The following is a 24,156-nucleotide window of genomic DNA, read 5'->3' as shown; positions in this document are numbered from 1 at the left end:
CGTTTGAGGGAGCATTAACAGCGGGTTAGCATGCTGCACTTGAATTATAACCACTTGTATTATTTTTGGATGATTAAGAAAAAGGGCTCAGTCGCGAAGGCGGCCGAAGCCCTATGTTTAACGCCGCAAACGATAACAGGGCAAATTCGTGCCTTAGAAGATAGGTTAAACGGCAGTCTGTTCAAGCGAGTCGGGCGGACATTGGAGGCGACAGAGTTAGGTGAATTGGTGTTTCGCTACGCCGATAAGATGTTTAGCCTTAGCTATGAAATGCTCGATTTACTTAATTATCAAAAAGCGGATGCCATGTTATTCGAGGTGGGTATTGCCGATGCCTTATCTAAAGCTTTAGTCAGCCGAGTTTTATTATCCGTAGTGCCTAATGACAATTCTATGCACTTAGCCTGCTATGAGGCGACTCACGAGAGCCTAATGGCGCGTTTACGTGAGCATAAACTGGATATGATCCTTTCGGATTGTGCAGGTGAGTCACTGAAATACCCTGAAATTTTATCTAAAAAATTAGGCGAGTGTGGCGTGAGTTTTTTCTCCGCTGAGACTTATAGCGCTGATTTTCCTGCCTGTTTAGAACAAGGCCAGCTATTAATCCCCGGCCGTAGAACTTCACTCGGACAACAGCTATATCGCTGGTTTGACGAGCAAAATCTTAAAGTCAGTATCTTGGGCGAGTTCGATGATGCGGCCATGATGAAGGCCTTTGGTTACCTTAAACGAGGTATTTTTGTCACACCGTCGATTTATCGCCAAGAAGTGATTTCCCATGGTATGAATTTGCTCGGTGAAACCACCGATGTGAAAGAGGAATACCATGTGATGTTTGCGGAACGTATGATCCAACATCCTGCGGTAAAGCGATTATTGGATACAGATTTTAGCGATCTCTTTGAGGGGCTCGATACGCAAGTACAACAATGCTAATTTTGTGAGTCAATATGAAGGGTTAATCGACACTTTAGTCAGTGAACTGATAGACTAATGCCAAATCTGTGTTGGGAGAAATACCTTGGAATTAATGAACATCGCAAGGGTTCGCTGGGCATGTCGTCGTGGGATGCTGGAATTAGACGTCTTGCTTCAACCTTTTGTTGAAAACTTCTATCAAGAAATGTCCGATGAAGATAAAACCGTGTTTATCCGTTTGTTGGAATGTGAAGATCCAGAATTGTTTGCTTGGTTTATGGGCCATGAAGTGTGCCCTGACACTGAACTGGCTCGTATGATAGTAAAAGTCCGTGGAAGACCGGCACCATAGTTTCAGCGTAAAAGCCTCTTTCGACCAACGACTCTCGTTGGTCGTTTTTATTGGTGTCTGTTCTAGCTCATTTCTGCTTTGGCCCCAAAGCGACATTATCGCCTTATCTCTGCTTAAATATTTGTTTATCGTACTTGTTAGTATTTTTTTGCTGTCGCAGTTGTGGCGACTGCAGCATTGGCGTTTAGATTTTGTGCTGAGTGATAAAGGCGAGGGACGTTTGTCAACGGGGGAGCACTTTCAGGTACTAAAACGCACTTGGGTCACGCCCTTTGTTTGCTTGATTTATATCGAAGTGGATACTCAGCTGCGGCTCTTGCTGGTTTGGGCTGATATGTTAAATGATACTGACTATCGACATTTATGTCGGCTGTTGCTGCGGGCTAAAATGCAACAGACTAAACCTCATTCTGAGATTTAGTCTGTTTATGATGAAGTCACCTATGCGGTTACTTTTCAGGTAGTAAAATAGTCGGGCGAGGCGCGTCTAATTTCTCTGGATGATCGATATTAAAATGCAGTCCACGGCTTTCTTTACGCTCCATGGCACAGCGAATAATTAATTCGGCCACTTGCACTAAGTTACGTAATTCGAGCAAGTTATTGCTAACCCTGAAGTTACTGTAATATTCCTGAATTTCTTGCTGTAACATCAGGCAGCGGCGCAGTGCTCGCTCCAGACGTTTATCTGAGCGTACAATTCCAACGTAGTCCCACATGAATAACCGCAGTTCGTGCCAGTTATGGGCGATGACCACTTCCTCATCCGAGTTCGACACTTTACTTTCATCCCATGCTGGAATTTGTCCCGGGATTTGAATTTTATGCAGTTGGCTTTCTATGTCCTGTGACGCCGCACGGGCAAACACTAAACATTCAAGTAGCGAGTTACTCGCCAGACGATTGGCGCCATGTAAGCCCGTATAGGCGACTTCACCAATAGCATAGAGACCATTGAGATCCGTCTGACCGTGCATATCTGTCATTACACCACCGCAGGTATAGTGAGCAGCAGGCACGACAGGGATTGCATCCTTAGTGATATCAATTCCTAGATCTAAGCAACGGCTATAGATGGTCGGAAAATGCTTCATCACAAAGTCAGCATCTTTATGGCTGATATCCAGATATACACAGTCGGCACCCAGACGTTTCATCTCGTAGTCGATGGCGCGGGCAACGATGTCACGGGGAGCGAGTTCAGCGCGTTCATCAAAGTCCGGCATAAAGCGGCTGCCATCTGGACGACGCAGATAAGCCCCTTCACCACGCAGGGCTTCGGTGAGTAAGAAGTTGCGCGCATCTGCGTGGTACAAACACGTCGGATGGAATTGGTTGAACTCCATATTCGCCACGCGGCAACCTGCACGCCATGCCATGGCAATACCATCACCGCTAGCGACATCAGGGTTTGAGGTATATTGATAAACCTTTGAACTACCACCAGTCGCTAACGCGACAAACTTAGCTTTAACGGTTTCGACGTGTTCTTCATTGCGATTCCACACATAAGCGCCTAATACACGATTACCTGGGCGATTTAATTTACGGGTGGTGATGAGGTCGATGGCGTTATAGCGTTCTAAAACTTGAATATTGGGGTGGGCGAGTGCGCGTTCTTGCAGTGTGGTTTGCACTTCTTTGCCTGTGGCATCGGCAGCGTGCAGAATACGTCTGTGGCTATGGCCGCCTTCACGGGTTAAATGGTAAGGTGCATCTTTTGCGTTCCCGTCTGTGGTTTCTTCTTTATCGAAGGCGACGCCACATTCGATAAGCCATTGCATCGCACTCTTGGCATTTTCAGCCGTGAAAGTGACAACGTCTTTGTCACATAAACCCGCCCCTGCGATTAAGGTGTCTGCAACATGGGATTCGATAGTGTCACTTTCGTCGAAGACGGAGGCGATACCGCCTTGGGCGTAGTAAGTCGACCCTTCCGAGAGTGGGCCTTTTGAAAGCAGAATTACTTTTGCTTTTTCAGCAAGATGCAAAGCTAGTGTCAGACCTGCGGCACCGCTACCTATGACTAATATGTCAGATTGGTGTTCAACTACTTGTTTCATCGGGTATCATGATGTGACTGAAGAGTGCCAACTATGGTAAACCAACTCACCGATTATGGGTACTTTCCTTTTTACCTTACTTTTTTTGTATAATTTTTAGAACTTTTTCAAAGCCCGCGAGTCTACATAAGTGAATATGATTCGAGCGACTGAGAAATCAGCATTTTAGATTTAGGAGAAGTCGGCTCGGATGAGTGGACAATTAAGTGATCAACAATTAGTTGAGCGCGTACAACAAGGTGATAAAAACGCTTTTAACCTGTTAGTGCTTAAATATCAAAGTAAAGTCATTAGCTTGATATCCCGTTATGTACGGAACCAAGCGGACGTTGCTGATGTGGCACAGGAAGCGTTTATCAAAGCTTACAGAGCTTTGCCAAACTTTCGCGGTGAAAGTGCATTTTATACTTGGTTGTACCGCATCGCAGTAAACACTGCGAAGAATTATCTCGTATCACAGGGGCGTAGAACGCCTGCGAATGATGTTGATGCAGAAGATGCCGAATATTACGAAGGCAGTGACGCGCTGAAGGAGTTTGCCTCCCCAGAACGGCTAATGTTATCGGATGAAATCAAAAAAGTGATTTTCGATACATTAGAGACCTTGCCTGAAGAATTACGAATGGCCATCTCATTGCGTGAACTCGATGGTATGAGTTACGAAGATATTGCCATAGTCATGGATTGTCCTGTCGGGACCGTAAGATCGCGTATCTTCCGAGCTCGAGAGGCAATCGATAAAAAGCTCCAGCCGTTGCTGGAAGCCTAAATTCTTATTTTAAGAAACCCTTATATTTAGACAGGTGAAAAATGGATAAATTAGGTCAAGAATGGGTATCTGCCGCAGTCGATGGAGAGACTGATGCGCAGACCATGGCAGAGTTATCTGCTGATACACATTCACATGATAAATGGCATAACTATCATATGATAGGCGATGCCATGCGTGGCGAATTGCCGCAGACTATTGTGTTAGATCTCTCTGCTAGCATTGCTGCCGCCATTGAACTTGAGCCAGCGATAGTTGCGCCTAAGCATCATGCGTCTAAAGTTACTGCACCTGTAACGCCACAAATTGCCGCCAATTCGGAGCAAAGCCGCGTCGTACCTTTATTTAAGCAATTTGGTCAATATGCCATTGCTGCGACGGTTGCTATGTTTGCGATTGTGGGTGTGCAGAATTACAATCAAACCGCCGATGATGCCGCGTCACCATCGCCCGTGTTAATTACAAGGCCGCTTATTGGTAGCGCATCACCTGTGAGCCTACAAACCGGTCCTGTACAACAGAATCAAGGCTATACCAATGATCAGGTGAATGAGCAACGTCGCCGAATTAATACTTATATCCAAGATCATATGTTGCAACAACGATTGAATACTGGTGCGGTTGTAGAGGACAATACCGAGGTCGTACCCGTTCCGGTCAATCAATAACGAGGAGTTAGCTTGCGTCTAATCCTGTTGGCTTTATTAGCCTTGGTCTTTCCTGCAACCGCGCAGGAAGACATGCCTGCCAAAGCTTGGCTCGAGAAAATGAGTCAGGCTTTACGAGAGAAAGAGTTTAAAGCATCGATTATTCAACTTCAGGCCGATCATATTCGGCCTTTGGTTTACCTGCATGGTAAGGTGAATAATCAAGAAGTTGCCTTTCTAGAATACCTTAACGGTCCACCCAAAAATGCAGTGCGTGTCGGTAATCGTGTCACCTTTATTGAGCACGATGAGCCTGCGTATAGTATCGTTTCTAATCATATTCAAGGTGTCTGGCCTGCTGCTTTCTCTGCCAATATGGCGGACTTAGAAGTGGGTTATCAGTTTGTACTCGGTGGCCGTACCCGTATCGCTGGGCGTCCGGGGCAAATGATCCGCCTGTTGCCTAATGATGAATTCCGTTATGGCTTTCAAATTTGGCTTGATATGGAAACCTATCTGCCGCTGAGATACGACATGCTGACTCAAGATAAGCAATTACTTGAGCAGATCATGGTGATTGAACTCATTGAATTCAGCGAGCCGCCAGCCATTTTGCAAGAGGCCTATAAGCAAGAGTGGCCGGCAGTTATCGATCAAGCCGAGCGCCAAGACGGTCAAAACTGGCAATTTGCTTGGTTACCCGCAGGTTTTACTGTGGTAGTGCGCGACCACCATAGATTAATTGGCAGTCACGAAGCGGTGGAATACATAGCACTGACCGATGGACTGGCAAATATTTCTGTTTATGTGGCGCGTGCGGGCACAAGTCCATTGCCTGAAGAATTAATTACCCGTAATGGCTTGTCGTTAGTCTCAGAAAAAGTCGGTAATGCCGAAGTGGTTGCTGTGGGTAAAGTGCCGACAGAAACCTTAACGCGCATTGCTAAAAGTCTGACGCTAGAATAGGACGCCGATTATGATGGAAGAAATTGCCAGAGTCGTCTCCAGTGATAGTCAAGGCTGGTTGACGGTTGAAGTGGAACTTAAGAGTACCTGCAAGAGCTGCAGTAACAGTGAGTCTTGCGGGACCTCTGCTGTCGCTCAGGCTTTTTCCTCGAAAACCCAGCAATTTTCTATTCAGAGTGACCGCCGCTGTGAGGCTGGTGAATTACTCAAATTAGGCCTTCCCGAGAGCGTGATCCTCAAAGCCGCGGCATTAATCTATTTAATGCCGCTGTTTGGCCTGTTTGTCGGCGCAGCGTTAGGACAATTTTTAGGCCAGTTGCTTGAGTTTAATCCTAACCTAGGTGCCATGGGCTTTGCGGCCGTTGGTGCCTTGATTGCGTGGTCTTTTGGTAAGCAACAGGCTAAACGTTTAGAAGTTGATGCTCAGCCTGTGATTTTGGCCTATTTAGGTAGGAGCATCAATTTAAACGAATTAGCTCAATAATTTCAATGTGTTATTTTTTATCAAATAGCAGCTAACTGCGGTTTTGGGCGTTGTTTTATCGGCCTGTCTTAAGTAGGAGTGAATGTGATTGGTATTGAAACCGCAATCAGGTACAATTTCGCTCCTTTGAACCGTATCCATTTTCAGTATTAGTCATTGCAGCATAATGAAACAAATTAGAAACTTCTCAATTATTGCCCATATCGACCATGGTAAATCGACGCTATCAGATCGTCTTATTCAGGTTTGTGGCGGTTTAACCGACCGTGAAATGGATTCTCAAGTTTTAGATTCTATGGATCTAGAACGTGAGCGTGGTATTACGATTAAGGCACAAAGTGTCACTTTGGATTATAAAGCCAAAGATGGCCTTGTCTATCAACTCAACTTTATTGATACCCCAGGTCACGTTGACTTCTCCTACGAGGTCTCGCGCTCATTAGCTGCCTGTGAAGGTGCTTTGCTGGTGGTTGATGCGGGTCAGGGCGTTGAAGCTCAGACACTGGCAAACTGTTATACCGCGCTGGATATGAATCTAGATGTGGTACCCATTTTAAACAAGATTGACTTACCACAAGCCGATCCAGAACGTGTTGCTGCCGAGATTGAAGATATCGTTGGTATCGATGCGATGGATGCTGTGCGTTGTTCGGCTAAAACTGGTGTCGGTGTCGACGAGGTTTTAGAAGTCATTGTTGCCAAAATTCCACCGCCAGAAGGCGATCCTGACGCACCATTGCAAGCCTTGATCATCGATTCTTGGTTTGATAACTACTTAGGCGTAGTGTCGTTAGTGCGAATTAAACACGGTAGCCTGAAAAAAGGTGACAAGTTTAAGGTCATGTCTACAGGGCAAAACCACACTGCTGATCGCGTCGGTATTTTCACTCCAAAACAAACTGACAAAACCGAACTTAAAACCGGTGAAGTCGGCTTTGTGATTGCGGGTCTGAAAGAAATTCACGGCGCGCCCGTGGGCGATACGTTAACTTTAGCCAAAAATGGTGCTGAAAAGCCGTTACCTGGTTTTAAGAAAGTGAAGCCACAGGTATACGCTGGCGTATTCCCAATTTCGACCGACGAATATGAAAACTTCCGTGATGCGCTGAACAAACTCAGCCTGAACGATGCGTCATTATTCTTTGAACCTGAAAGTTCTTCGGCACTCGGTTTTGGTTTCCGCATTGGCTATTTAGGCCTGCTCCACATGGAAATCGTACAAGAGCGTTTAGAGCGTGAATACAACCTAGAGTTGATCACCACTGCGCCAACCGTAGTGTACGAAGTTGTCATGACCAGCGGTGAAACGATTTACGTTGATAACCCGTCTGATCTGCCTGCGATTAACAACATTGAAGAAATGCGTGAGCCGATTGTTGAGGCCAACATTTTAGTGCCAAAAGAATACTTAGGTAACGTGATTACCCTGTGTATTGAAAAACGTGGCACGCAAGTGAACATGGTTTACCACGGTAACCAAGTGGCTGTAACTTACCATCTGCCAATGGCGGAAGTGGTCATGGACTTCTTTGACCGTTTGAAGTCCACTAGCCGTGGCTATGCATCCCTCGAATATAACTTTATTCGTTTCGATCCTGCAGACATGGTGCGTTTAGATATTCTCATCAACGGCGACCGAGTCGACGCCTTGGCTATGGTTATCCATAGATCAAACATTCGTCACCGTGGTTTAGCTTTAGTGGATAAGATGAAAGAACTTATTCCACGTCAGATGTTTGATATTGCGATTCAAGCGGCGGTGGGCAGTCAAATTATTGCCCGTTCAACCGTGAAAGCCCTGCGTAAAGACGTAACGGCTAAGTGTTATGGCGGCGACGTTTCTCGTAAGAAAAAACTCTTAAATAAACAAAAAGAGGGTAAGAAACGGATGAAGCAAGTAGGTAACGTTGAGGTGCCACAAGAAGCATTCTTAGCGGTACTTAAGCTAAACGAGTAATCGTTAGCATAAGAAGTGACAATTTAGTTGACTATTGCGCCGCTGTTTGCGGCGCTTTAGTTAGGTTATCGCATTGGTTTATCACTTTGGTTTACCAAGGTCGAATACGGTAAGTTAACTAAAGTATGATATTCGCTGAGTTAGGCACCTTTAATTATTTTTAAGGCAGGAGTTCAATAAGCAATGGCAGCGTATTTTTCCATTATTCTAGTGCTAATCACCCTGATCTCAGGACTTATTTGGTTAGTCGATGTGCTCGTTTTCGCTCCAAAGCGTCGTGAGAGTTTAGCGTTAGCAAAGGCATCACAAGCGAATTTAACTGAAGAAGCTGAGTACCAAATCATTCGTGAGTCGACCATAGTCGAAACCGCGCATTCTATCTTCCCTGTTATTGCCTTTGTGTTGATCCTACGTTCATTCATTTATGAGCCATTTCAAATCCCATCGGGTTCTATGATGCCAACCCTCTTAGTGGGCGACTTCATTCTGGTGGAAAAATTTAGTTATGGGCTTAAAGATCCCGTATGGCGCACTAAACTGGTTGAAATTGGCGAGCCAAAACGCGGTGATGTAGTGGTATTTAAGTATCCTGAAAATCCCGCCATTGACTACATTAAACGTGTTGTCGGTTTACCGGGTGATAGAATTATTTACCGTAACAAGCAGTTGATGATCCAGAAGGCCTGTGGCGTTGAGCAAACAGCTTGTCCAGAACCGCAAGTTATCGCCCGCACTGAGATCAGTCGTGGTGATTACAGCCAAGATGGTGTGCCGTTACTGCGTTATAAAGAGGAATTGGGTGATGTCGCCCACGATATTTTGATCAACCCAAGTCGTCCTGACATGCTGGGGTATTTTAAGCGTGAAGGTAATTTACCTGCGGGTGAGTTTTTAGTGCCTGAAGGCCACTACTTTGCCATGGGTGATAACCGCGATAACAGTACCGACAGTCGTTTCTGGGGCTTTGTGCCAGAAGAGAACCTTGTTGGTAAAGCGGTAGCGATTTGGATTAGTTTTGAATTTGACCGTTCAAAAGCCGACTTCCTCCCAACTTGGGTGCCTAGCGGTGTGCGTTTTGAGCGTGTAGGTGGAATTAAATAGCATGGAACCGATTAAAAATTTGCCACGTTTGTGTCGTACCTTAGGTTATGAGTTCAAGAATATTGAGCTTTTGACTCAAGCGCTGACCCACAGAAGTGCGGCAAATAAGCATAATGAGCGCTTAGAGTTTTTAGGTGATTCAATTTTATCTATCGTGATTTCTGATGCTTTGTATCATCAGTTTCCGAAGGCAACCGAAGGCGATTTAAGCCGGATGCGTGCCACCTTAGTTCGCGGTGATACCTTAACTATCATCGCCCAAGAGTTTAAGCTCGGCGATTATTTATATCTCGGTCCTGGCGAGTTGAAAAGTGGCGGATTTAGACGCGAGTCGATTCTTGCCGATGCAGTTGAAGCCATTATTGGCGCCGTTTACCTTGATTCCGATCTCGAAGTTTGCCGTGCATTACTGTTGAAATGGTATGCCGAGCGTTTGGCTGAAATCCAACCTGGGATCAGCCAGAAAGACGCTAAGACATTACTGCAAGAACATTTACAAGGGTTTAAAAAGCCGCTGCCTGATTACCAAGTAATCAACATAGAAGGCGATGCCCACGATCAGACATTTACCGTTGAATGTCGTATTGAAGACTTGAGCCAAAGCGTCATTGGTGTGGCGAGTTCACGCCGTAAAGCCGAGCAAATCGCGGCCGCTCAAGTATTGGAGTTACTAAAGAAATGACCAAAAAAACAGACTTGTCAGGTATCGATGCTGCAAAAGCGGCAACTGAGCCGAGTTTAGATGAATTACTGGCAAGGATGAATGCGGCCGCGCCAACGCCGTCGGCCCAATACGATGTCACTTATTGCGGCATGGTGGCGATCATTGGTCGCCCTAACGTCGGTAAATCAACGTTAATCAACCGTTTGCTTGGTCAGAAGGTAAGTATTACTTCTAAAAAGCCACAAACCACGCGCCACCGTATCATGGGTATTCATACCGATGGTCCGAAGCAAATTGTGTTCATCGATACACCAGGTTTACACATAGAAGAGCAGCGGGCGATTAACCGCCTGATGAACCGCGCAGCTGCCAGTTCGCTTGCCGATGTAGCTATGGTGATTTTTGTGGTCGATGGCATGACGTGGACCGCCGATGATGAGATGGTGTTGAGTAAATTACGCCGTGGCGGTGAAGAGCGTCAGACAATTCTGGCGATCAACAAAGTCGACAATATCAAAGACAAAGAATCGCTATTCCCGTATTTGGAAGAAGTCGCCAAAAAATATCCTTTCGATGAAATTTTGCCGATTTCAGCCAGTAAAGGTACCAACGTTAAGCGCATTTTAGAGCTAGCGGCGGCGTCGATTCCTGAAGGACCTTTCTTCTTCCCTGAAGACTATGTTACCGACCGTTCGCAACGTTTTATGGCGTCGGAAATTGTGCGTGAAAAACTGATGCGTTTCCTAGGTGATGAATTACCCTATGATGCGACAGTTGAGATCGAACAGTTTAAGATGATGGAAAATGGCGTTTATCAAATCAATGCCCTGATCCTTGTTGAGCGTGAAGGTCAAAAACGTATGGTGATTGGTAGCAAGGGCGAACGTATTCGTACTATCGCAACTCAAGCTCGCTTAGACATGGAGACCTTGTTTGATAATAAAGTTTTCCTCGAAGTGTGGGTGAAAGTGAAATCCGGTTGGGCCGATGATGAACGCGCCCTACGTAGCTTAGGTTACGGCGACGATTAAGCATTAATTCCAGCGAGCGCGCTTACCGATGAAACGTGGTTACGTTTTACATCATCGCCCATATCGAGAGTCCAGTGTCTTAGTTAACCTCTTAGTTGACGGCATTGGACGGGTCGATGTGGTTGCCCGAACTGGCAGCGGTAAGCGCTCTATCAAGAGTATTCTCCAGCCCTTTCAACCGCTGATCTTCGAATTTAGCGGTAAGTCTGAATTAAAAACCTTAACTCAAGTCGAAGCCGCTGCGCCTGCTGTGCCTCTTTCTGGTCAAAGCTTGTTTGCTGGTATGTATATCAATGAGTTATTGGTTCGCACTTTGTCTGTACAGCACAATGCTGAAGAGTTGTTCCTCATTTATCATCAAGCCTTAGTCGGCCTTGCCGCGAAGTTTTGCCAATCCCAACTGCGTTATATTGAGCTCGCCTTGCTGCGGGAATTAGGTTTTATGCCTTCTCTTAGCCGCGATACTCAAGGTGAACCACTCGTACCTGATGATTATTACCAACTCTTGCCTGAGTTAGGTTTTCAATTTGTGCTCAACTCCCGTGCTCGCAACGCCTACCAAGGGGCAATGTTGACGGCGCTTAACGATAACCAGCTCACCGATGCACATTTTTTGAGCGCTAAGTTGTTGATGCGATCCCTGTTAACGCCATTACTCGGGACTAAACCTTTGTTGAGTCGACAATTGTTCGTCAGCACAGCCGTACCAACGAAGATTGATGGGAATAATTCGCCCTAGCTCCTGTTTTTTAGCGTGAGCCTAAGTACAATAGGCCGCAATATCAGCGTTAAACATTAAGGAGTTCCCGATGAGCCGTATCTTATTGGGCGTGAATATCGACCATATTGCTACTCTGCGCCAAGCCCGTGGCACCAGTTATCCTGATCCTGTGCATGCTGCTGCCGTTGCTGAACATGCTGGCGCCGATGGCATCACTATCCATTTGCGTGAAGACAGACGCCACATCATAGACCGCGATGTATATTTGTTGGCAAAAACCTTGAAAACCCGCATGAATTTTGAATGTGCGGTGACCGAAGAAATGCTTAACATCGCCTGTGAAATTAAACCGACCTATGTCTGTTTAGTGCCAGAAAAACGTCAAGAAGTCACCACTGAAGGCGGCTTAGATGTGGCGGGGCAGTTAGATAAAATCACTGCTGCAGTGACTCGTTTAGCTGCTGAGGGTATTCAAGTCTCCTTATTTATCGATGCCGATAAAACTCAAATTGATGCCGCTGTTGCCTCTGGCGCACCGCTTATTGAAATTCATACGGGCTGTTATGCCGATGCTAAAACGGAAGCAGAAGAAGCCACTGAGTTAGCGCGTATTAGCGAAATGGCAAAATACGCCCATGGCAAAGGTTTAGTGGTTAACGCGGGTCATGGTTTGCATTATCACAACGTGAAACCCATCGCGGCGATTCCTGAGTTATATGAACTCAATATCGGTCATGCGATTGTCGCACGTGCCGCCATTGACGGTTTAGCGACAGCAGTGAAAGACATGAAAGTGTTAATGCTTGAAGGTCGTCGAGGCGAATAATGGCGATTGTCGGCCTAGGCACAGATATCGTCGAGATTGAGCGTATTCAGGTCCATGTGGCACGCGCAGGTGACAAGCTCGCTAGACGTGTGCTGACCGAGGCTGAGTTAGCCATTTATACTGCCCATAGTCAGCCAAGTCGTTATCTTGCCAAGCGTTTTGCGGCAAAAGAAGCCGCAGCCAAAGCTCTCGGTACGGGTATTGGCCGCGGCGTGTCGTTTCAGCATATTCACATTGGTAACAATGAGGATGGTGCGCCGACGATTCACTTTACCGAGGGGGCGCTGACGCGCTTACAGCAGCTTAAAGCGACGGTTGGGCATATCTCTATTGCCGATGAAAAATCCTATGCGATTGCGACGGTAATCATAGAGTCTCAATAAACCCGAGTTTGCGTTTGTTGGCGGTAAAAAAGGAACCTTAGGGTTCCTTTTTTCATTTCTGGATGGGTCTCCAAATAAGTGCCAAATTACTGAATGTAACAATTTATTTACTTTTACTGTTCAGTTTAATTGTTTTACGTTAGTTTATGGTTTGCGCGTCGCTCAATTTGGCGCAGGTAAAGCAGGGGCAAATGAAGAGGAACCCGACATGAAATCCGCCGCAGAGCAGTTATCGACCTACAAAAGTGTGCATTTAAATCAGCGTAATATTCAGACCCATTTTATTGGCATCCCACTGATTATTTGGTCTGCGTTCCTGTTGCTGGCCACAGTGCGTATTCCGCTGGGCAGTATGGGAGAGACAAGTTTAGCAGTGATAGTCGGTATATTCGTGTTGGCCTATTATGTCCGTTTACACTTAAGGCTTTCAATGGGGCTCATATTATTCATGGTACCTGTGCTGCTCACGACCGAGTGGGCGGCGCATATCGCCGGTGCCACTTGGCTTGCCCTAGGGGTATTTGTGGTGGGCTGGGTGTTCCAGCTAATCGGCCATCAATATGAAAAAGCCAAGCCTGCCTTTGTGGATGACTTAAATCAGCTATTAATTGGGCCATTTTTCTTAATGGCGGAAGTGTATTTTATGTTGGGCTTAGAAAAGGCGCTGAACGCCCAGATAACGCCAATGGCGCTTGAGAAGCGTCGTATACTTGAGGCGAAAAAGTCTGCATAGCTTGGCTAGATAGTGAATTAGAGTCGATAGATTAGCACTAAAGGTATAGCTCGGGGGAGCATCATCGCTTGGAGGAAATCGTCGGCCGGACCACATCTTAACTTGTGTGGTTCGGCCAATTTTTATGCTCAAAATTGAGGATTAAACTCTGGGGGGATGATAATACAGCGGGATAATTCTCACTGTATTAATCATATTCTCTGACACATCAATTATCTCTAATGGATAACCTGCTAAACGTAAACTGGTATTCGCAGAAGGAATGTCCTCCAGATACTCCAGAATCAGACCATTGAGGGTTTTAGGGCCATCTGTGGGAAAGTTCCACTTCATTTCTTTATTCAAATCGCGGATCGTAATGCCCGCATCGACTAAGTAGCTGCCATCTTGCTGCACCTTAATGTCTTCACTCGGGGTGGTCAACATCGAAGTGGTAAAGTCACCGACAATCTCTTCGAGAATATCTTCGAGTGTTACTAGACCTTGAATATCACCATATTCATCAACGACTAAGCCGATGCGCTCTTTATTTTGTTGGAAGTTAGCTAGCTGCACATTGAGTGGTGTACCTTCTGGCACAAAGTAGAGTTCTTTCACTGCACGTAGCAAAGATGACTTGCTAAATTGCTCTTTAGATTGGAGGCGCAGGGCATCGCGTAGATGAATAAAGCCCACTGCATCGTCTATGGTGTCGCGATACACTAACACTCGGGTATGTGGACTTTGGATCACCTGACGATTGATAACCTTAAATTCGTCATTGACGTTAATTCCGTAGATATCTGAGCGTGGCACCATAATATCTTCAACGGTGACTTTCTCTAAATCCAAGATAGATAACAGCATTTCTTGGTGGCGTCGGGGGATGAGTGCCCCTGCCTCATGTACCACAGTACGCAGCTCTTCTTGGCTTAGCGCATCGCTACTATTAACGGTTTTTATCCCCATCAAACGTAAGATACCTGTGGTTATCAAATTAACGCTTGAGACAACATAGGCAAAGGTCGAGGAAAGTATAAGTAGCAGTATGCTAGAGGGAAAAGCAATACGCTCAGGATTTAGCGCGGCGATGGTTTTTGGCGTGACTTCAGCAAAAACGAGCACGACTAATGTAAGCACGCCAGTTGCAACAGCGACCCCTAAGTCGCCCCAAAGACGCATACCAATGATAGTCGCAATAGCCGATGCGGAAATATTGACTAAGTTATTGCCAATTAAGATCAATCCAATCAAACGGTCAGGACGCTCAAGTAACTTCAAGGCTCTAATCGCCCCTTTATGGCCATTGTTGGCTAAGTGGCGTAGACGGTAACGGTTGAGAGTCATCATTGCGGTTTCTGAGCCTGAAAAATAGGCAGAGAATAGGATAAGCACTAGTAAAACGATCAGGAGTGCGCTTGTCGATATAGCGTCCAAAAAAGGCTCCAATGTGGCCAGTAAACTTAAGTAAATACCGACATTTAAAAAAAGTGTCAAGTCGGCCGCAGCAATAACTGCCCCAGCCGACTTAAATGTTTAGTTGAGGATTAATTCTTTGACAATGCGCGCGCCAAAATATGCGAGCGAAAGTAAGGATGCGCCAGTAAGAGTATAAATGACTGCGGTACGAATTTTACAACCGACCCAATACTGTTGCCACAGCATAGTAATGTATACAAACCAAGCCATTATCGACAGAATTGCCTTATGACCTTTACCATCGGCGAACATATCTTCAAGGAAGATAAAACCAGTCGCGAGCGACAAACTGAGCAAGATAACGCCGATAATCACCAGGTGATAAAGTTGTTTTTCAACTGTCATCAGCGGCGGAATGCCAGGGCTCAGCATAAATTGTTTTTTCTTCAGTTTATTTTGGATCATCGCCAGTTGTATTGCATATAGGGCGGCAATCATCAGGGCGCTGTAGGCCATGAGTGACAATACGACGTGGGCTAATACTTCAGGATAAAGCTCAAAATGCGTGATGAATTTAGGCGGCAATAACCAGAGTAGGGCAACCGAAAGCACTGAGCAGGCGTAAACCACGGGCACGACGACGATGACTTTCAGCCTGAACATCAATATCGTAAAAGTAAAAGCGATAATCCAGTTCACTAAGGAAATCACATTCGTCAGGCTAAAGTTTTGGCCATCTGTGGTGAAAATCACTTGTGATAATGCTGCAGCATGCAAAATAACCGCAATAGCGGCAAAGCCTGCGACAGCACGGCGATTCGGACCGTCTGGGTGAAACAATCTACTCGTCACTAGTACCAATGCAATGCAATAAAAAAACATGGCTGAGGCAGAAAAGATGACCATGGGTAATTAACCTATTTGTGTAGTTAAAGGTGCCTTAAAAACGGGGCATACAGATCAATATTTTCCCTAGAATAACATGAGCTGTCGGCAAATGGGCAGTGACATGAGTTGCAAAATTTAGCAGATTCTTATTGTTAGGGTTAAATAGTGTGTCGACGACAATAAAACATGACTCAGCGCAAGTAAAACACTTAACCACAATCAAGATGGGTGCAGCAGTAGCATAATGCGCATGCATCGTTATAATACAGCCCATCAATCGAGATTCTTAAAGGTATAGAACAGGACGATGTTTGAGAACCTAACCGACAGACTGTCACGCACACTGAAAAATATCAGTGGCCGTGGTCGCTTAACTGAAGAAAACGTTAAGGAAACCCTGCGCGAAGTGCGTATGGCACTGCTGGAGGCCGATGTTGCCCTGCCTGTGGTGCGCGAATTCGTTAATAACGTAAAAGAACGTGCCGTTGGCCAAGAAGTCTCTAAAAGCTTAAGCCCAGGTCAAGCCTTTATTAAGATAGTTCAAAGTGAACTTGAAAAATCCATGGGCGAGGCGAATGAAGCCCTAGATTTAGCCACTCAGCCGCCAGCTGTGATTATGATGGCGGGTCTGCAAGGTGCGGGTAAAACCACCAGTGTGGCCAAACTGGGTAAATTTTTACGTGAACGCCATAAAAAATCGGTATTAGTCGTCAGTGCTGACGTTTATCGCCCTGCGGCGATTAAACAGCTTGAGACGTTAGCGCAAGAAGTGGCGGTGGAGTTTTTCCCATCGGACGTTAGCCAAAAGCCAATCGACATTGCGAAAGCGGCGATTGCCCACGCTAAATTAAAGTTTATCGATGTGGTGATCCTCGATACCGCGGGTCGTCTGCATGTCGACGAAGCCATGATGGACGAGATCAAAGGCTTACACGCAGCGGTTAAGCCTATCGAAACCTTGTTCGTTGTTGATGCTATGACAGGTCAAGATGCGGCAAACACCGCTAAGGCGTTTAACGAAGCTTTACCACTGACAGGGGTGATCTTAACCAAAGTCGATGGTGATGCGCGCGGTGGTGCGGCGTTATCGATTCGCCACATTACGGGCAAGCCGATTAAATTTCTCGGTGTGGGTGAAAAGACCGACGCGTTAGAGCCATTCCATCCAGACCGTATTGCCTCACGCATTTTGGGCATGGGCGATGTGTTATCGCTTATCGAAGAAGTTGAGCGCGGCGTCGATAAAGAAAAGGCCATGAAGCTGGCTTCGAAAGTGAAGCAAGGTGGCAGTTTCGATTTAGAAGATTTCCGTGAGCAGTTACAGCAAATGAAAAACATGGGCGGCATGATGAATATGCTGGAAAAACTGCCCGGTGTCGGTCAATTGCCCCCAGAAGCCTTAGCGCAAATCCAAGACGGCAAGATGACAGGTCAAATGGAAGCCATCATTAATTCGATGACTTCCAAGGAGCGTAAGAACCCTGATTTAATCAAGGGCTCACGCAAACGTCGCATCGCTGCCGGTTCTGGCACGCAAATTCAAGATGTAAACCGTTTATTGAAACAGTTTACTCAAATGCAAAAGATGATGAAAAAAATGTCTGCTAAGGGCGGCATGCAAAAAATGATGCGCGGAATGCGTGGCATGATGCCGCCAGGAATGAAATTTCCGGGACGTTAATCGGGCATTTTTAGTTAAACTTAGCACTTTATCAGTCGGTTGACTCTGGCAACAATGAACCGCTTACTGAGGGCGCAGGCGTAATAATCGCCATCTTTGGTTGCATTCGTTGGAAAGTCAGGTAAAATCTTCCGGCTTTCTATCTGGGACTCTTCGCGAACACGGGGTTCCAGTTTTTATTTTTGCTTCAAGCAAATCATTAGAGGATTGAAAACGCATGGTTACCATTCGTTTAGCTCGTGGCGGCGCAAAAAAGCGTCCATTTTACAACATCGTTGTTGCTGATAGCCGTAACGCTCGTGACGGTCGTTTCATCGAGCGTGTTGGTTTCTTCAACCCATTGGCCCGTGGCCAAGAAGAAACTTTACGTTTAGACCTAGCTCGCGTTGAGCACTGGGTTTCTAACGGTGCAGCTGCTACAGAACGTGTAGCAAAACTGATCAAAGACGCTCGTAAAGCAACAGCTTAATAGCGTTAAGGTATAGATTGATGAGCAGTAACCAACAGCCAGTCGTACTGGGGAAATTAGGCTCCTGTCATGGCATTAAAGGTTGGCTGAAAATCACCGCCTATACCGATTCTGTTGAAGGTATCTTTGACTATTCACCTTGGCTTATTAAAGAAAATGGTGAATGGCGCGAAATAAAGGTCACCCAGTGGCGTTATCAAGGTAAGGCCGTTGTTGCCTTACTTGATGGCGTAGAAACACGGGAGCAAGCGCAAATGCTCACAAATTGTGAGATTGCGATTTTGCCGGAACAGATGAACGATTTGCCAGCAGATGAATTCTACTGGCGTGATCTCATCGGTTGCGAAGTGGTCAATACAACAGGCTATAACATGGGGATTGTCGATCAGATCGTGGAAACAGGATCGAACGACGTATTACTCGTTAAAGCCAACGCTAAAGATAGTTTCGGCAAAGTGGAACGTATGATCCCCTTTGTCCCTGAGCAGTTCATCAAAACGGTGGACCTGCAAGGTAAACAGATTTTAGTGGATTGGGATCCTGACTTCTAAGTCGAGGTACAACAGATGTGGTTAGGGGTAATAACCCTGTTCCCAGAGATGTTCCGTGCCGTGACAGACTTTGGTGTTACGGGTCGAGCCGTGAAAAACGGCCTGCTCGAGTTGCACACGTGGAATCCCCGTGATTTCACCCATGATAGACATAATACGGTAGATGACAGGCCTTACGGCGGTGGTCCCGGAATGTTGATGATGGTGCAACCCTTGCGCGATGCCATCCATGCAGCGAAAGCCGCAGCGGGTGAAGGTGCGAAGGTGATTTACTTGTCACCTCAAGGACGCAAGCTGGATCAGCAAGGCGTCACTGAGTTGGCTCAATCATCACGTTTGATTTTGGTCTGTGGTCGATACGAAGGTATTGATGAACGCATCATTCAAACGGAAGTGGATGAAGAGTGGTCGATAGGGGATTACGTGCTTTCGGGCGGCGAATTACCGGCGATGACTCTGATAGATTCAGTATCGAGATTGGTTCCTGGCGTGCTAGGAAAACAAGCTTCGGCGGAGCAAGATTCTTTCTCCGACGGTTTACTGGATTGTCCACATTATACTCGCCCTGAAAGCCTTGATGGTCTTGACGTACCGGCAGTGCTGCTAAGTGGCAACCACGAACAAATTAGACTCTGGCGTTTACAGCAAAGCCTTGGTAGGACTTTACTTAGACGGCCAGAATTATTGCAAAATCTAGCTCTGACTGACGAACAAACGACTCTATTAGCGCAGTTCGTTGAAGCAATGAACAAGCATGCTTAGTCGTAGCTCAGTTAATTCTAGAACGGAGTAAGTTATGAACAACATCATTAAAATGCTCAACGATGAGCAAATGAAACAAGACGTACCTGCGTTTGGTGCTGGTGATACAGTAGTCGTTCAGGTTCGTGTTAAAGAAGGCGATAAAGAGCGTTTACAGGCTTTTGAAGGCGTTGTAATTGCTAAGCGTAACCGTGGTCTGCACTCTGCATTCACAGTACGTAAAATCTCTAATGGCGAAGGTGTTGAGCGTGCTTTCCAAACGCACAGCCCACTGATCGCTAGCATTGAAGTTAAGCGTCGTGGTCGCGTTCGTCGCGCCAAACTGTACTATCTGCGTGATCGTTCAGGTAAATCTGCACGTATCCGTGAGAAGCTGGCAACTAAGTAATAGTTACCGCTACAGAAAACAAGACGTAGTGTTCGCACAGAAAACCGCCCTAGTGGCGGTTTTTTGTTGCTGTTTTTTGAGTATTTATACTTGATCTAAAGAGAATGAACAGGCATAGTGGTCGCCTAATTGTAATGGTGTAGCATTACAAAAGTACATTGCGATGGATTTACGCTATTTTATATCCGAAATGAATACCCAAGCTGACTTGAAGTCCTGCTTCGACAACTGGGTTAAACACTAAGTCTTAGGTGGTAAGCATGCAACAAGATACGATTAACAACGTACATATCAGTTCAGAGAAAGTCTTAATCACACCGCAAGAGCTTAAAAATGCCTTGCCACTCTCTGAGCATGCTTATCGCTATATCCTCAATGCCCGCAAAACCGTGGCTGATATTGTTCATAAGCGTGACAATCGAGTATTGATCGTCACCGGGCCATGCTCCATCCATGATATCGCCGCCGCAAAAGAATACGCTTTAAAGCTTAAAACTCTGCACGATGAACTCAGTGATGAGTTTTATATCTTAATGCGAGTCTACTTTGAAAAGCCGCGTACCACGGTAGGTTGGAAGGGCATGATCAACGATCCCGATATGGATGAATCCTTCGATGTCGAAAAAGGCCTGAAAATGGCCCGTGAGCTGATGATTTGGTTGGCCGAGTTAGGACTGCCTGTTGCTACCGAAGCACTCGATCCTATCAGTCCTCAGTACATTTCTGAGCTTGTCACTTGGTCTGCCATTGGTGCTCGCACCACTGAATCGCAGACTCATAGGGAAATGGCATCGGGTCTTTCTATGCCGGTGGGCTTTAAAAATGGCACCGATGGTAAGCTCGATGTAGCGATTAATGCGCTAAAATCGGCGGCCAGTAGCCACAGATTTATGGGCATAAACCAACAGGGCCAAGTCGCATTATTGCAAACTGCAGGTAATCCCGATGGCCATGTGATTTTACGCGGTGGTGCAACGCCCAACTATGATGCGGCGAGTGTGGCAGAGTGTGAAACGCAGCTCCATAAAGCCAAACTCAATGCACGTTTGATCATCGATTGCAGCCATGGCAATTCATCCAAAGACTACAGCCGCCAAAAGCCTGTCTGTGAAGATGTGTTCGAACAGATTTTTAACGGCAATAAGTCGATTATTGGTGTCATGCTAGAAAGTCATTTAAATGAAGGCAATCAAAGTTGTGATAGGCCATTAAGCGAGCTAGCTTACGGTGTTTCTGTAACAGATTCTTGTATTAATTGGGAAAAAACAGAAACCATTTTACGGGAAGGCGCAGCGAAGTTATCTTCAATACTTCCAACGCGTTTCGATATGCTTAAAGTAGCTAACGCTTAAATTAGTTACAGCTTAATGGACTCAGGTATGAATGAAAAAACAACGGCCGAATTAGAACACCTTCGCGGCCTGATTGATGGTGTTGATCAGCAATTACTGCACTTACTGCGTAAGCGCTTGGATCTCGTGGCGCAAGTAGGCACGGTGAAACACGGCGCCGGTTTACCTATTTATGCGCCTCAGCGTGAAGCCGCCATGCTGGCTAAACGCCGTGAAGAAGCGAAAAACATGGGGATTGCGCCGCAATTAATTGAGGATATTTTACGTCGTTTGATGCGCGAGTCTTATCTCAATGAAAAAGATGTTGGTTTTAAGCAAGTTAAAAGAGATCTCGGCTCAGTGGTGATTGTCGGCGGTAAAGGGCAACTCGGTGGATTGTTTTCACAAATGCTGACCTTATCTGGCTACCAAGTGAATCTGCTCGATAAAGATGATTGGCAGCAAGCTGATAACCTATTTGCCGATGCGGGCATGGTGTTAGTGACTGTGCCGATTGCGATTACTTGCGAGCTTATTCGCGAAAAGCTGACCCAATTACCAGCCGACTGCATTTTGGCGGATTTGACCTCCATCAAGACAGAGCCGGTTAAAGCCATGCTTGAGGCGCATTCTGGTCCTGTCGTCGGTTTCCATCCTATGTTTGGTCCCGATGTGGGCAGTTTGGCGAAACAAGTTGTGGTGGTGTGTCATGGCCGCTCGCCGGAAAAATACCAGTGGTTGCTTGAGCAGATCGCCATTTGGGGAGCGCGGATTGTCGAAGCAGAACCAGAGCGTCATGACAATGCGATGCAGCTAGTGCAGGCAATGCGTCACTTCTCGACCTTTGTGTATGGTTTGAATTTGTGTAAGGAAGAGGCAGATATCGATACTTTACTGCAATTTAGCTCGCCGATTTACCGATTAGAATTGGCTATGGTAGGGCGCTTATTCGCCCAAAGCCCAGAGCTTTATGCCGATATTATTTTTGCCCAGCAAGATAGCCAGCATGCTATTGGTGATTATTTAGATAACTACCGTGAAGCGTTAGAGTTACTAAAACGGGGTGACAGGAACGAGTTTATTAAGCAGTTCCAAAGTGTTGCCAAATGGTTTGGGGATTTTGCCCCTCAATTCCAGCGCGAAAGCCGCATTATGCTGCAATCGGTTAATGATATGAAAACCAATTAATAAATAAGCAGTTACTCTTTAAAACGCCCATCATTGATGGGCGTTTTTTTATGGATTTTTAACAGGTCACATTGTATTTATTAGCAATTGCTTAAGGTGATCTTTCTCTAACATTTAGCATCTCACTTTAGAAATGACTGTCGCTTATGGCACGTTTAGGTAGACTAGTTTTAAACATGCAAAAATAAAGCATGAATTTAAATTAGGAGTCTATCCATGTTCTGTATTCAGTGTGAGCAAACCATTCGTACACCCGCTGGCAATGGGTGTAGTTATTCCCAAGGTATGTGTGGCAAGTTGGCGGCAACGTCCGATCTGCAAGACTTGCTGATTTACATGCTACAAGGCGTGTCTGTATATGCGCTTAAAGCTCGCGAGCTGGGCATTATCGATGCTGAAATTGATAGTTTTGTGCCTAAAGCCTTTTTCGCGACCCTCACCAACGTCAACTTTGATGATGAGCGCATTATGGCCTATACCCAGCAGGCGGCTAAGTATCGTGCTCAGTTAAAAGCTTGTTACGAAGCGGCTTGTGAACAAGCCGGTATTGCTGCTGAGCAAGTGCCGCAAGTCGCTCAGTTAGTGCTGGGGGCAAGTAAGGTTGAAATGCTAGCGCAGGCACCGATTGCACTGCTGAATAAAGATAAGCATGAAGTTCATGAAGACATCATGGGATTGAGGTTATTGTGTTTATATGGCCTTAAGGGCGCAGCTGCTTATATGGAGCATGCTCGCGTGTTGGGTCAGACTGATGCTGATGTGGCAGGGCGCTTCCATGAAATCATGTCTTTCTTAGGTGAGCCGAGTGTAGATGGCGATAAGCTGTTTACTACGGCTATGGACATAGGTCAGTTGAACTACCGCATAATGGCAATGCTGGATGCGGGGGAAACTCAGGCCTTTGGTCATCCTGAGCCAACTGTGGTCAACACTAAGTCAGTTAAGGGCAAAGCCATACTAGTCTCTGGCCATGACATGAAGGATTTAGAGCTTATTCTCGAGCAGACTGTAGGTAAGGGTATCAATGTGTTTACCCACGGTGAAATGCTTCCTGCACTGGCGTATCCAGCCTTTAAAAAATATGCACATCTTGTCGGAAATTACGGCAGTGCTTGGCAGAATCAACAGCAAGAATTTGCCAATTTTCCTGGTGCTGTGGTGATGACATCTAACTGTATTATCGATCCAAATGTGGGTAGTTATAGTGATCGTATCTTTACTCGCAGCATAGTGGGTTGGCCTGGTGTGGTGCATATCGAAGGAGATGATTTCTCGGCTGTCATTGATAAAGCGTCAGCCTTAGAAGGCTTTATCTATGATGAAATCCCACACACTATCACTATTGGTTTTGCCCGTAATGCCTTGATGGCCGCAGCGCCCGCCGTGGTTGAAAATGTGAAGAGTGGTGCGATTAAGCATTTCTTCCTTGTTGGCGGTTGCGATGGCGACAAAGCCGACAGAAGCTACTTCACTGAACTTGCTAAATCCACACCTAAGGATTCAATAATCCTGACGCTAGGCTGTGGTAAGTACAAATTCAATAAGCTCGAATTTGGTGACATAAACGGTATTCCACGTTTGCTCGATGTGGGCCAATGTAACGATGCCTATTCAGCGATTCAGTTAGCGATTGCATTAGCTGAAGTGTTTGAATGTGATATCAATGAATTACCTCTGAGCTTAGTGCTTTCTTGGTTTGAGCAAAAAGCCATTGTAGTACTGCTGACGCTGTTGTCACTTGGCGTTAAAAATATTCGAACAGGCCCGACGCCACCTGCGTTCCTGACGGCCAATTTAGCCAAAATTTTGGAAGATAAGTTTGGCTTGCGTAATACCACGACAGTCGAAGCCGATTTAAAAAATATGTTAAACGTGGCTTAAA

Annotated in this window: 26 protein-coding genes; 23 read left to right on the top strand and 3 right to left on the bottom strand. The window is 45.9% G+C overall.

Annotated features, from left to right (window positions below; translation table 11 throughout):
- Positions 1 to 30: 30 nt before the first annotated feature.
- From nhaR to CKQ84_RS01610, 3 genes are all read left to right on the top strand, one after another.
- Entirely contained in the window at positions 31 to 939 is a 909-nt protein-coding gene (nhaR, locus tag CKQ84_RS01620; protein WP_028760830.1) for a transcriptional activator NhaR, read from the top strand.
- Positions 940 to 1,024: 85 nt separating this feature from the next.
- Positions 1,025 to 1,273, top strand: coding sequence for a succinate dehydrogenase assembly factor 2 (locus tag CKQ84_RS01615; protein ID WP_028760829.1), 249 nt, complete (start codon positions 1,025 to 1,027; stop codon positions 1,271 to 1,273).
- On the top strand, positions 1,254 to 1,694 hold the full coding sequence (locus CKQ84_RS01610) for a protein YgfX (protein ID WP_105249859.1): 441 nt from the start codon (positions 1,254 to 1,256) through the stop codon (positions 1,692 to 1,694). The genes CKQ84_RS01615 and CKQ84_RS01610 overlap by 20 nt, the downstream gene beginning before the upstream one ends.
- 28 nt (positions 1,695 to 1,722) lie before the next feature.
- Here CKQ84_RS01610 and nadB read toward each other — a convergent pair whose 3' ends face one another.
- Positions 1,723 to 3,336: an L-aspartate oxidase gene (gene nadB / locus CKQ84_RS01605; protein ID WP_028760827.1), complete on the bottom strand. Its 1,614-nt coding sequence runs from the start codon at positions 3,334 to 3,336 to the stop codon at positions 1,723 to 1,725.
- Positions 3,337 to 3,526: 190 nt separating this feature from the next.
- Between nadB and rpoE the strand changes: the two genes are divergently transcribed.
- The 12 genes from rpoE to CKQ84_RS01545 all read left to right on the top strand — a co-directional run bounded on the left by rpoE (position 3,527) and on the right by CKQ84_RS01545 (position 13,618).
- Positions 3,527 to 4,105 carry an RNA polymerase sigma factor RpoE gene (gene rpoE, locus CKQ84_RS01600; RefSeq protein WP_028760826.1) on the top strand — a complete coding sequence of 193 codons (579 nt, stop codon included), beginning with the start codon at positions 3,527 to 3,529 and terminating at the stop codon, positions 4,103 to 4,105.
- A gap of 41 nt (positions 4,106 to 4,146) precedes the next feature.
- Entirely contained in the window at positions 4,147 to 4,773 is a 627-nt protein-coding gene (locus tag CKQ84_RS01595) for a sigma-E factor negative regulatory protein (protein WP_028760825.1), read from the top strand.
- Positions 4,774 to 4,785: 12 nt separating this feature from the next.
- On the top strand, positions 4,786 to 5,718 hold the full coding sequence (locus CKQ84_RS01590) for a MucB/RseB C-terminal domain-containing protein (RefSeq protein WP_028760824.1): 933 nt from the start codon (positions 4,786 to 4,788) through the stop codon (positions 5,716 to 5,718).
- A gap of 10 nt (positions 5,719 to 5,728) precedes the next feature.
- A complete protein-coding gene (locus CKQ84_RS01585; protein WP_105249858.1) occupies positions 5,729 to 6,202 on the top strand; it encodes a SoxR reducing system RseC family protein in 474 nt (157 codons plus the stop codon).
- A 166-nt stretch (positions 6,203 to 6,368) separates the two neighbouring features.
- Complete coding sequence (gene lepA, locus CKQ84_RS01580) at positions 6,369 to 8,159, top strand: translation elongation factor 4 (protein WP_028760822.1); 1,791 nt, start codon at positions 6,369 to 6,371, stop codon at positions 8,157 to 8,159.
- Between the two features lie 183 nt (positions 8,160 to 8,342).
- Positions 8,343 to 9,260: a signal peptidase I gene (gene lepB / locus CKQ84_RS01575; RefSeq protein WP_105249857.1), complete on the top strand. Its 918-nt coding sequence runs from the start codon at positions 8,343 to 8,345 to the stop codon at positions 9,258 to 9,260.
- A gap of 1 nt (position 9,261) precedes the next feature.
- Entirely contained in the window at positions 9,262 to 9,942 is a 681-nt protein-coding gene (gene rnc / locus CKQ84_RS01570; protein WP_012088603.1) for a ribonuclease III, read from the top strand.
- Positions 9,939 to 10,955 (top strand): GTPase Era, encoded by a 1,017-nt coding sequence (gene era, locus CKQ84_RS01565; protein ID WP_028760819.1) that lies wholly within the window; start codon positions 9,939 to 9,941, stop codon positions 10,953 to 10,955. Before rnc ends, era begins: the two co-directional genes overlap by 4 nt.
- 28 nt (positions 10,956 to 10,983) lie before the next feature.
- Positions 10,984 to 11,694, top strand: a complete 711-nt coding sequence (gene recO, locus CKQ84_RS01560; RefSeq protein WP_105249856.1) for a DNA repair protein RecO — start codon at positions 10,984 to 10,986, stop codon at positions 11,692 to 11,694.
- A 70-nt stretch (positions 11,695 to 11,764) separates the two neighbouring features.
- Positions 11,765 to 12,502, top strand: coding sequence for a pyridoxine 5'-phosphate synthase (pdxJ, locus tag CKQ84_RS01555; protein WP_006080782.1), 738 nt, complete (start codon positions 11,765 to 11,767; stop codon positions 12,500 to 12,502).
- Positions 12,502 to 12,885, top strand: coding sequence for a holo-ACP synthase (acpS, locus tag CKQ84_RS01550; protein WP_105249855.1), 384 nt, complete (start codon positions 12,502 to 12,504; stop codon positions 12,883 to 12,885). Before pdxJ ends, acpS begins: the two co-directional genes overlap by 1 nt.
- A gap of 208 nt (positions 12,886 to 13,093) precedes the next feature.
- Positions 13,094 to 13,618, top strand: coding sequence for a DUF962 domain-containing protein (locus CKQ84_RS01545; protein ID WP_105249854.1), 525 nt, complete (start codon positions 13,094 to 13,096; stop codon positions 13,616 to 13,618).
- Between the two features lie 141 nt (positions 13,619 to 13,759).
- On the opposite strand, the gene CKQ84_RS01540 is transcribed toward CKQ84_RS01545, so the two are convergent.
- Together CKQ84_RS01540 and ccsA are read right to left on the bottom strand one after the other, a co-directional pair.
- Entirely contained in the window at positions 13,760 to 15,034 is a 1,275-nt protein-coding gene (locus tag CKQ84_RS01540; RefSeq protein WP_028760814.1) for an HlyC/CorC family transporter, read from the bottom strand.
- Between the two features lie 99 nt (positions 15,035 to 15,133).
- The gene (ccsA, locus tag CKQ84_RS01535; protein WP_028760813.1) at positions 15,134 to 15,922 is read right to left on the bottom strand and encodes an inner membrane protein YpjD; all 789 of its coding nucleotides are present in this window, start codon (positions 15,920 to 15,922) and stop codon (positions 15,134 to 15,136) included.
- Positions 15,923 to 16,211: 289 nt separating this feature from the next.
- Here ccsA and ffh point away from each other — a divergent pair, with 289 nt between their 5' ends.
- From ffh to hcp, 8 genes are all read left to right on the top strand, one after another.
- Positions 16,212 to 17,585 (top strand): signal recognition particle protein, encoded by a 1,374-nt coding sequence (ffh, locus tag CKQ84_RS01530; protein WP_006080787.1) that lies wholly within the window; start codon positions 16,212 to 16,214, stop codon positions 17,583 to 17,585.
- Between the two features lie 217 nt (positions 17,586 to 17,802).
- The gene (rpsP, locus tag CKQ84_RS01525; RefSeq protein WP_006080788.1) at positions 17,803 to 18,054 is read left to right on the top strand and encodes a 30S ribosomal protein S16; all 252 of its coding nucleotides are present in this window, start codon (positions 17,803 to 17,805) and stop codon (positions 18,052 to 18,054) included.
- Positions 18,055 to 18,074: 20 nt separating this feature from the next.
- On the top strand, positions 18,075 to 18,605 hold the full coding sequence (rimM, locus tag CKQ84_RS01520; protein ID WP_006080789.1) for a ribosome maturation factor RimM: 531 nt from the start codon (positions 18,075 to 18,077) through the stop codon (positions 18,603 to 18,605).
- 15 nt (positions 18,606 to 18,620) lie between these two features.
- A complete protein-coding gene (gene trmD / locus CKQ84_RS01515) occupies positions 18,621 to 19,367 on the top strand; it encodes a tRNA (guanosine(37)-N1)-methyltransferase TrmD (protein WP_028760810.1) in 747 nt (248 codons plus the stop codon).
- A 34-nt stretch (positions 19,368 to 19,401) separates the two neighbouring features.
- Positions 19,402 to 19,755: a 50S ribosomal protein L19 gene (gene rplS / locus CKQ84_RS01510; protein WP_006080791.1), complete on the top strand. Its 354-nt coding sequence runs from the start codon at positions 19,402 to 19,404 to the stop codon at positions 19,753 to 19,755.
- Positions 19,756 to 20,015: 260 nt separating this feature from the next.
- Positions 20,016 to 21,107: a 3-deoxy-7-phosphoheptulonate synthase gene (locus tag CKQ84_RS01505; RefSeq protein ID WP_105249853.1), complete on the top strand. Its 1,092-nt coding sequence runs from the start codon at positions 20,016 to 20,018 to the stop codon at positions 21,105 to 21,107.
- A gap of 27 nt (positions 21,108 to 21,134) precedes the next feature.
- Positions 21,135 to 22,274, top strand: coding sequence for a bifunctional chorismate mutase/prephenate dehydrogenase (tyrA, locus tag CKQ84_RS01500; protein ID WP_105249852.1), 1,140 nt, complete (start codon positions 21,135 to 21,137; stop codon positions 22,272 to 22,274).
- Between the two features lie 216 nt (positions 22,275 to 22,490).
- Complete coding sequence (gene hcp / locus CKQ84_RS01495) at positions 22,491 to 24,155, top strand: hydroxylamine reductase (protein ID WP_105249851.1); 1,665 nt, start codon at positions 22,491 to 22,493, stop codon at positions 24,153 to 24,155.
- The last annotated feature ends 1 nt before the right edge of the window (position 24,156 follow it).

Origin of the sequence: Shewanella sp. WE21 (assembly GCF_002966515.1) — a bacterium.
Lineage (GTDB): Bacteria > Pseudomonadota > Gammaproteobacteria > Enterobacterales > Shewanellaceae > Shewanella > Shewanella oncorhynchi.
Note: the sequence above shows the minus strand (reverse complement) of the source record. Positions and strands in the feature narration are given on the sequence as shown.

What these genes read in the sequence shown, in the direction of transcription:
- lepB (WP_105249857.1), top strand. Translation starts at nt 8,343, where the DNA reads ATGGCAGCGTATTTTTCCATTATTCTAGTGCTAATCACCCTGATCTCA.
- acpS (WP_105249855.1), top strand. Translation starts at nt 12,502, where the DNA reads ATGGCGATTGTCGGCCTAGGCACAGATATCGTCGAGATTGAGCGTATT.
- era (WP_028760819.1), top strand. Translation starts at nt 9,939, where the DNA reads ATGACCAAAAAAACAGACTTGTCAGGTATCGATGCTGCAAAAGCGGCA.
- rpsP (WP_006080788.1), top strand. Translation starts at nt 17,803, where the DNA reads ATGGTTACCATTCGTTTAGCTCGTGGCGGCGCAAAAAAGCGTCCATTT.
- CKQ84_RS01505 (WP_105249853.1), top strand. Translation starts at nt 20,016, where the DNA reads ATGCAACAAGATACGATTAACAACGTACATATCAGTTCAGAGAAAGTC.
- nadB (WP_028760827.1), bottom strand. Translation starts at nt 3,336, where the DNA reads ATGAAACAAGTAGTTGAACACCAATCTGACATATTAGTCATAGGTAGC.
- nhaR (WP_028760830.1), top strand. Translation starts at nt 31, where the DNA reads ATGCTGCACTTGAATTATAACCACTTGTATTATTTTTGGATGATTAAG.
- trmD (WP_028760810.1), top strand. Translation starts at nt 18,621, where the DNA reads ATGTGGTTAGGGGTAATAACCCTGTTCCCAGAGATGTTCCGTGCCGTG.
- CKQ84_RS01585 (WP_105249858.1), top strand. Translation starts at nt 5,729, where the DNA reads ATGATGGAAGAAATTGCCAGAGTCGTCTCCAGTGATAGTCAAGGCTGG.
- ccsA (WP_028760813.1), bottom strand. Translation starts at nt 15,922, where the DNA reads ATGGTCATCTTTTCTGCCTCAGCCATGTTTTTTTATTGCATTGCATTG.
- rpoE (WP_028760826.1), top strand. Translation starts at nt 3,527, where the DNA reads ATGAGTGGACAATTAAGTGATCAACAATTAGTTGAGCGCGTACAACAA.
- CKQ84_RS01595 (WP_028760825.1), top strand. Translation starts at nt 4,147, where the DNA reads ATGGATAAATTAGGTCAAGAATGGGTATCTGCCGCAGTCGATGGAGAG.
- lepA (WP_028760822.1), top strand. Translation starts at nt 6,369, where the DNA reads ATGAAACAAATTAGAAACTTCTCAATTATTGCCCATATCGACCATGGT.
- recO (WP_105249856.1), top strand. Translation starts at nt 10,984, where the DNA reads ATGAAACGTGGTTACGTTTTACATCATCGCCCATATCGAGAGTCCAGT.
- hcp (WP_105249851.1), top strand. Translation starts at nt 22,491, where the DNA reads ATGTTCTGTATTCAGTGTGAGCAAACCATTCGTACACCCGCTGGCAAT.
- ffh (WP_006080787.1), top strand. Translation starts at nt 16,212, where the DNA reads ATGTTTGAGAACCTAACCGACAGACTGTCACGCACACTGAAAAATATC.
- rnc (WP_012088603.1), top strand. Translation starts at nt 9,262, where the DNA reads ATGGAACCGATTAAAAATTTGCCACGTTTGTGTCGTACCTTAGGTTAT.
- rimM (WP_006080789.1), top strand. Translation starts at nt 18,075, where the DNA reads ATGAGCAGTAACCAACAGCCAGTCGTACTGGGGAAATTAGGCTCCTGT.
- tyrA (WP_105249852.1), top strand. Translation starts at nt 21,135, where the DNA reads ATGAATGAAAAAACAACGGCCGAATTAGAACACCTTCGCGGCCTGATT.
- pdxJ (WP_006080782.1), top strand. Translation starts at nt 11,765, where the DNA reads ATGAGCCGTATCTTATTGGGCGTGAATATCGACCATATTGCTACTCTG.
- rplS (WP_006080791.1), top strand. Translation starts at nt 19,402, where the DNA reads ATGAACAACATCATTAAAATGCTCAACGATGAGCAAATGAAACAAGAC.
- CKQ84_RS01545 (WP_105249854.1), top strand. Translation starts at nt 13,094, where the DNA reads ATGAAATCCGCCGCAGAGCAGTTATCGACCTACAAAAGTGTGCATTTA.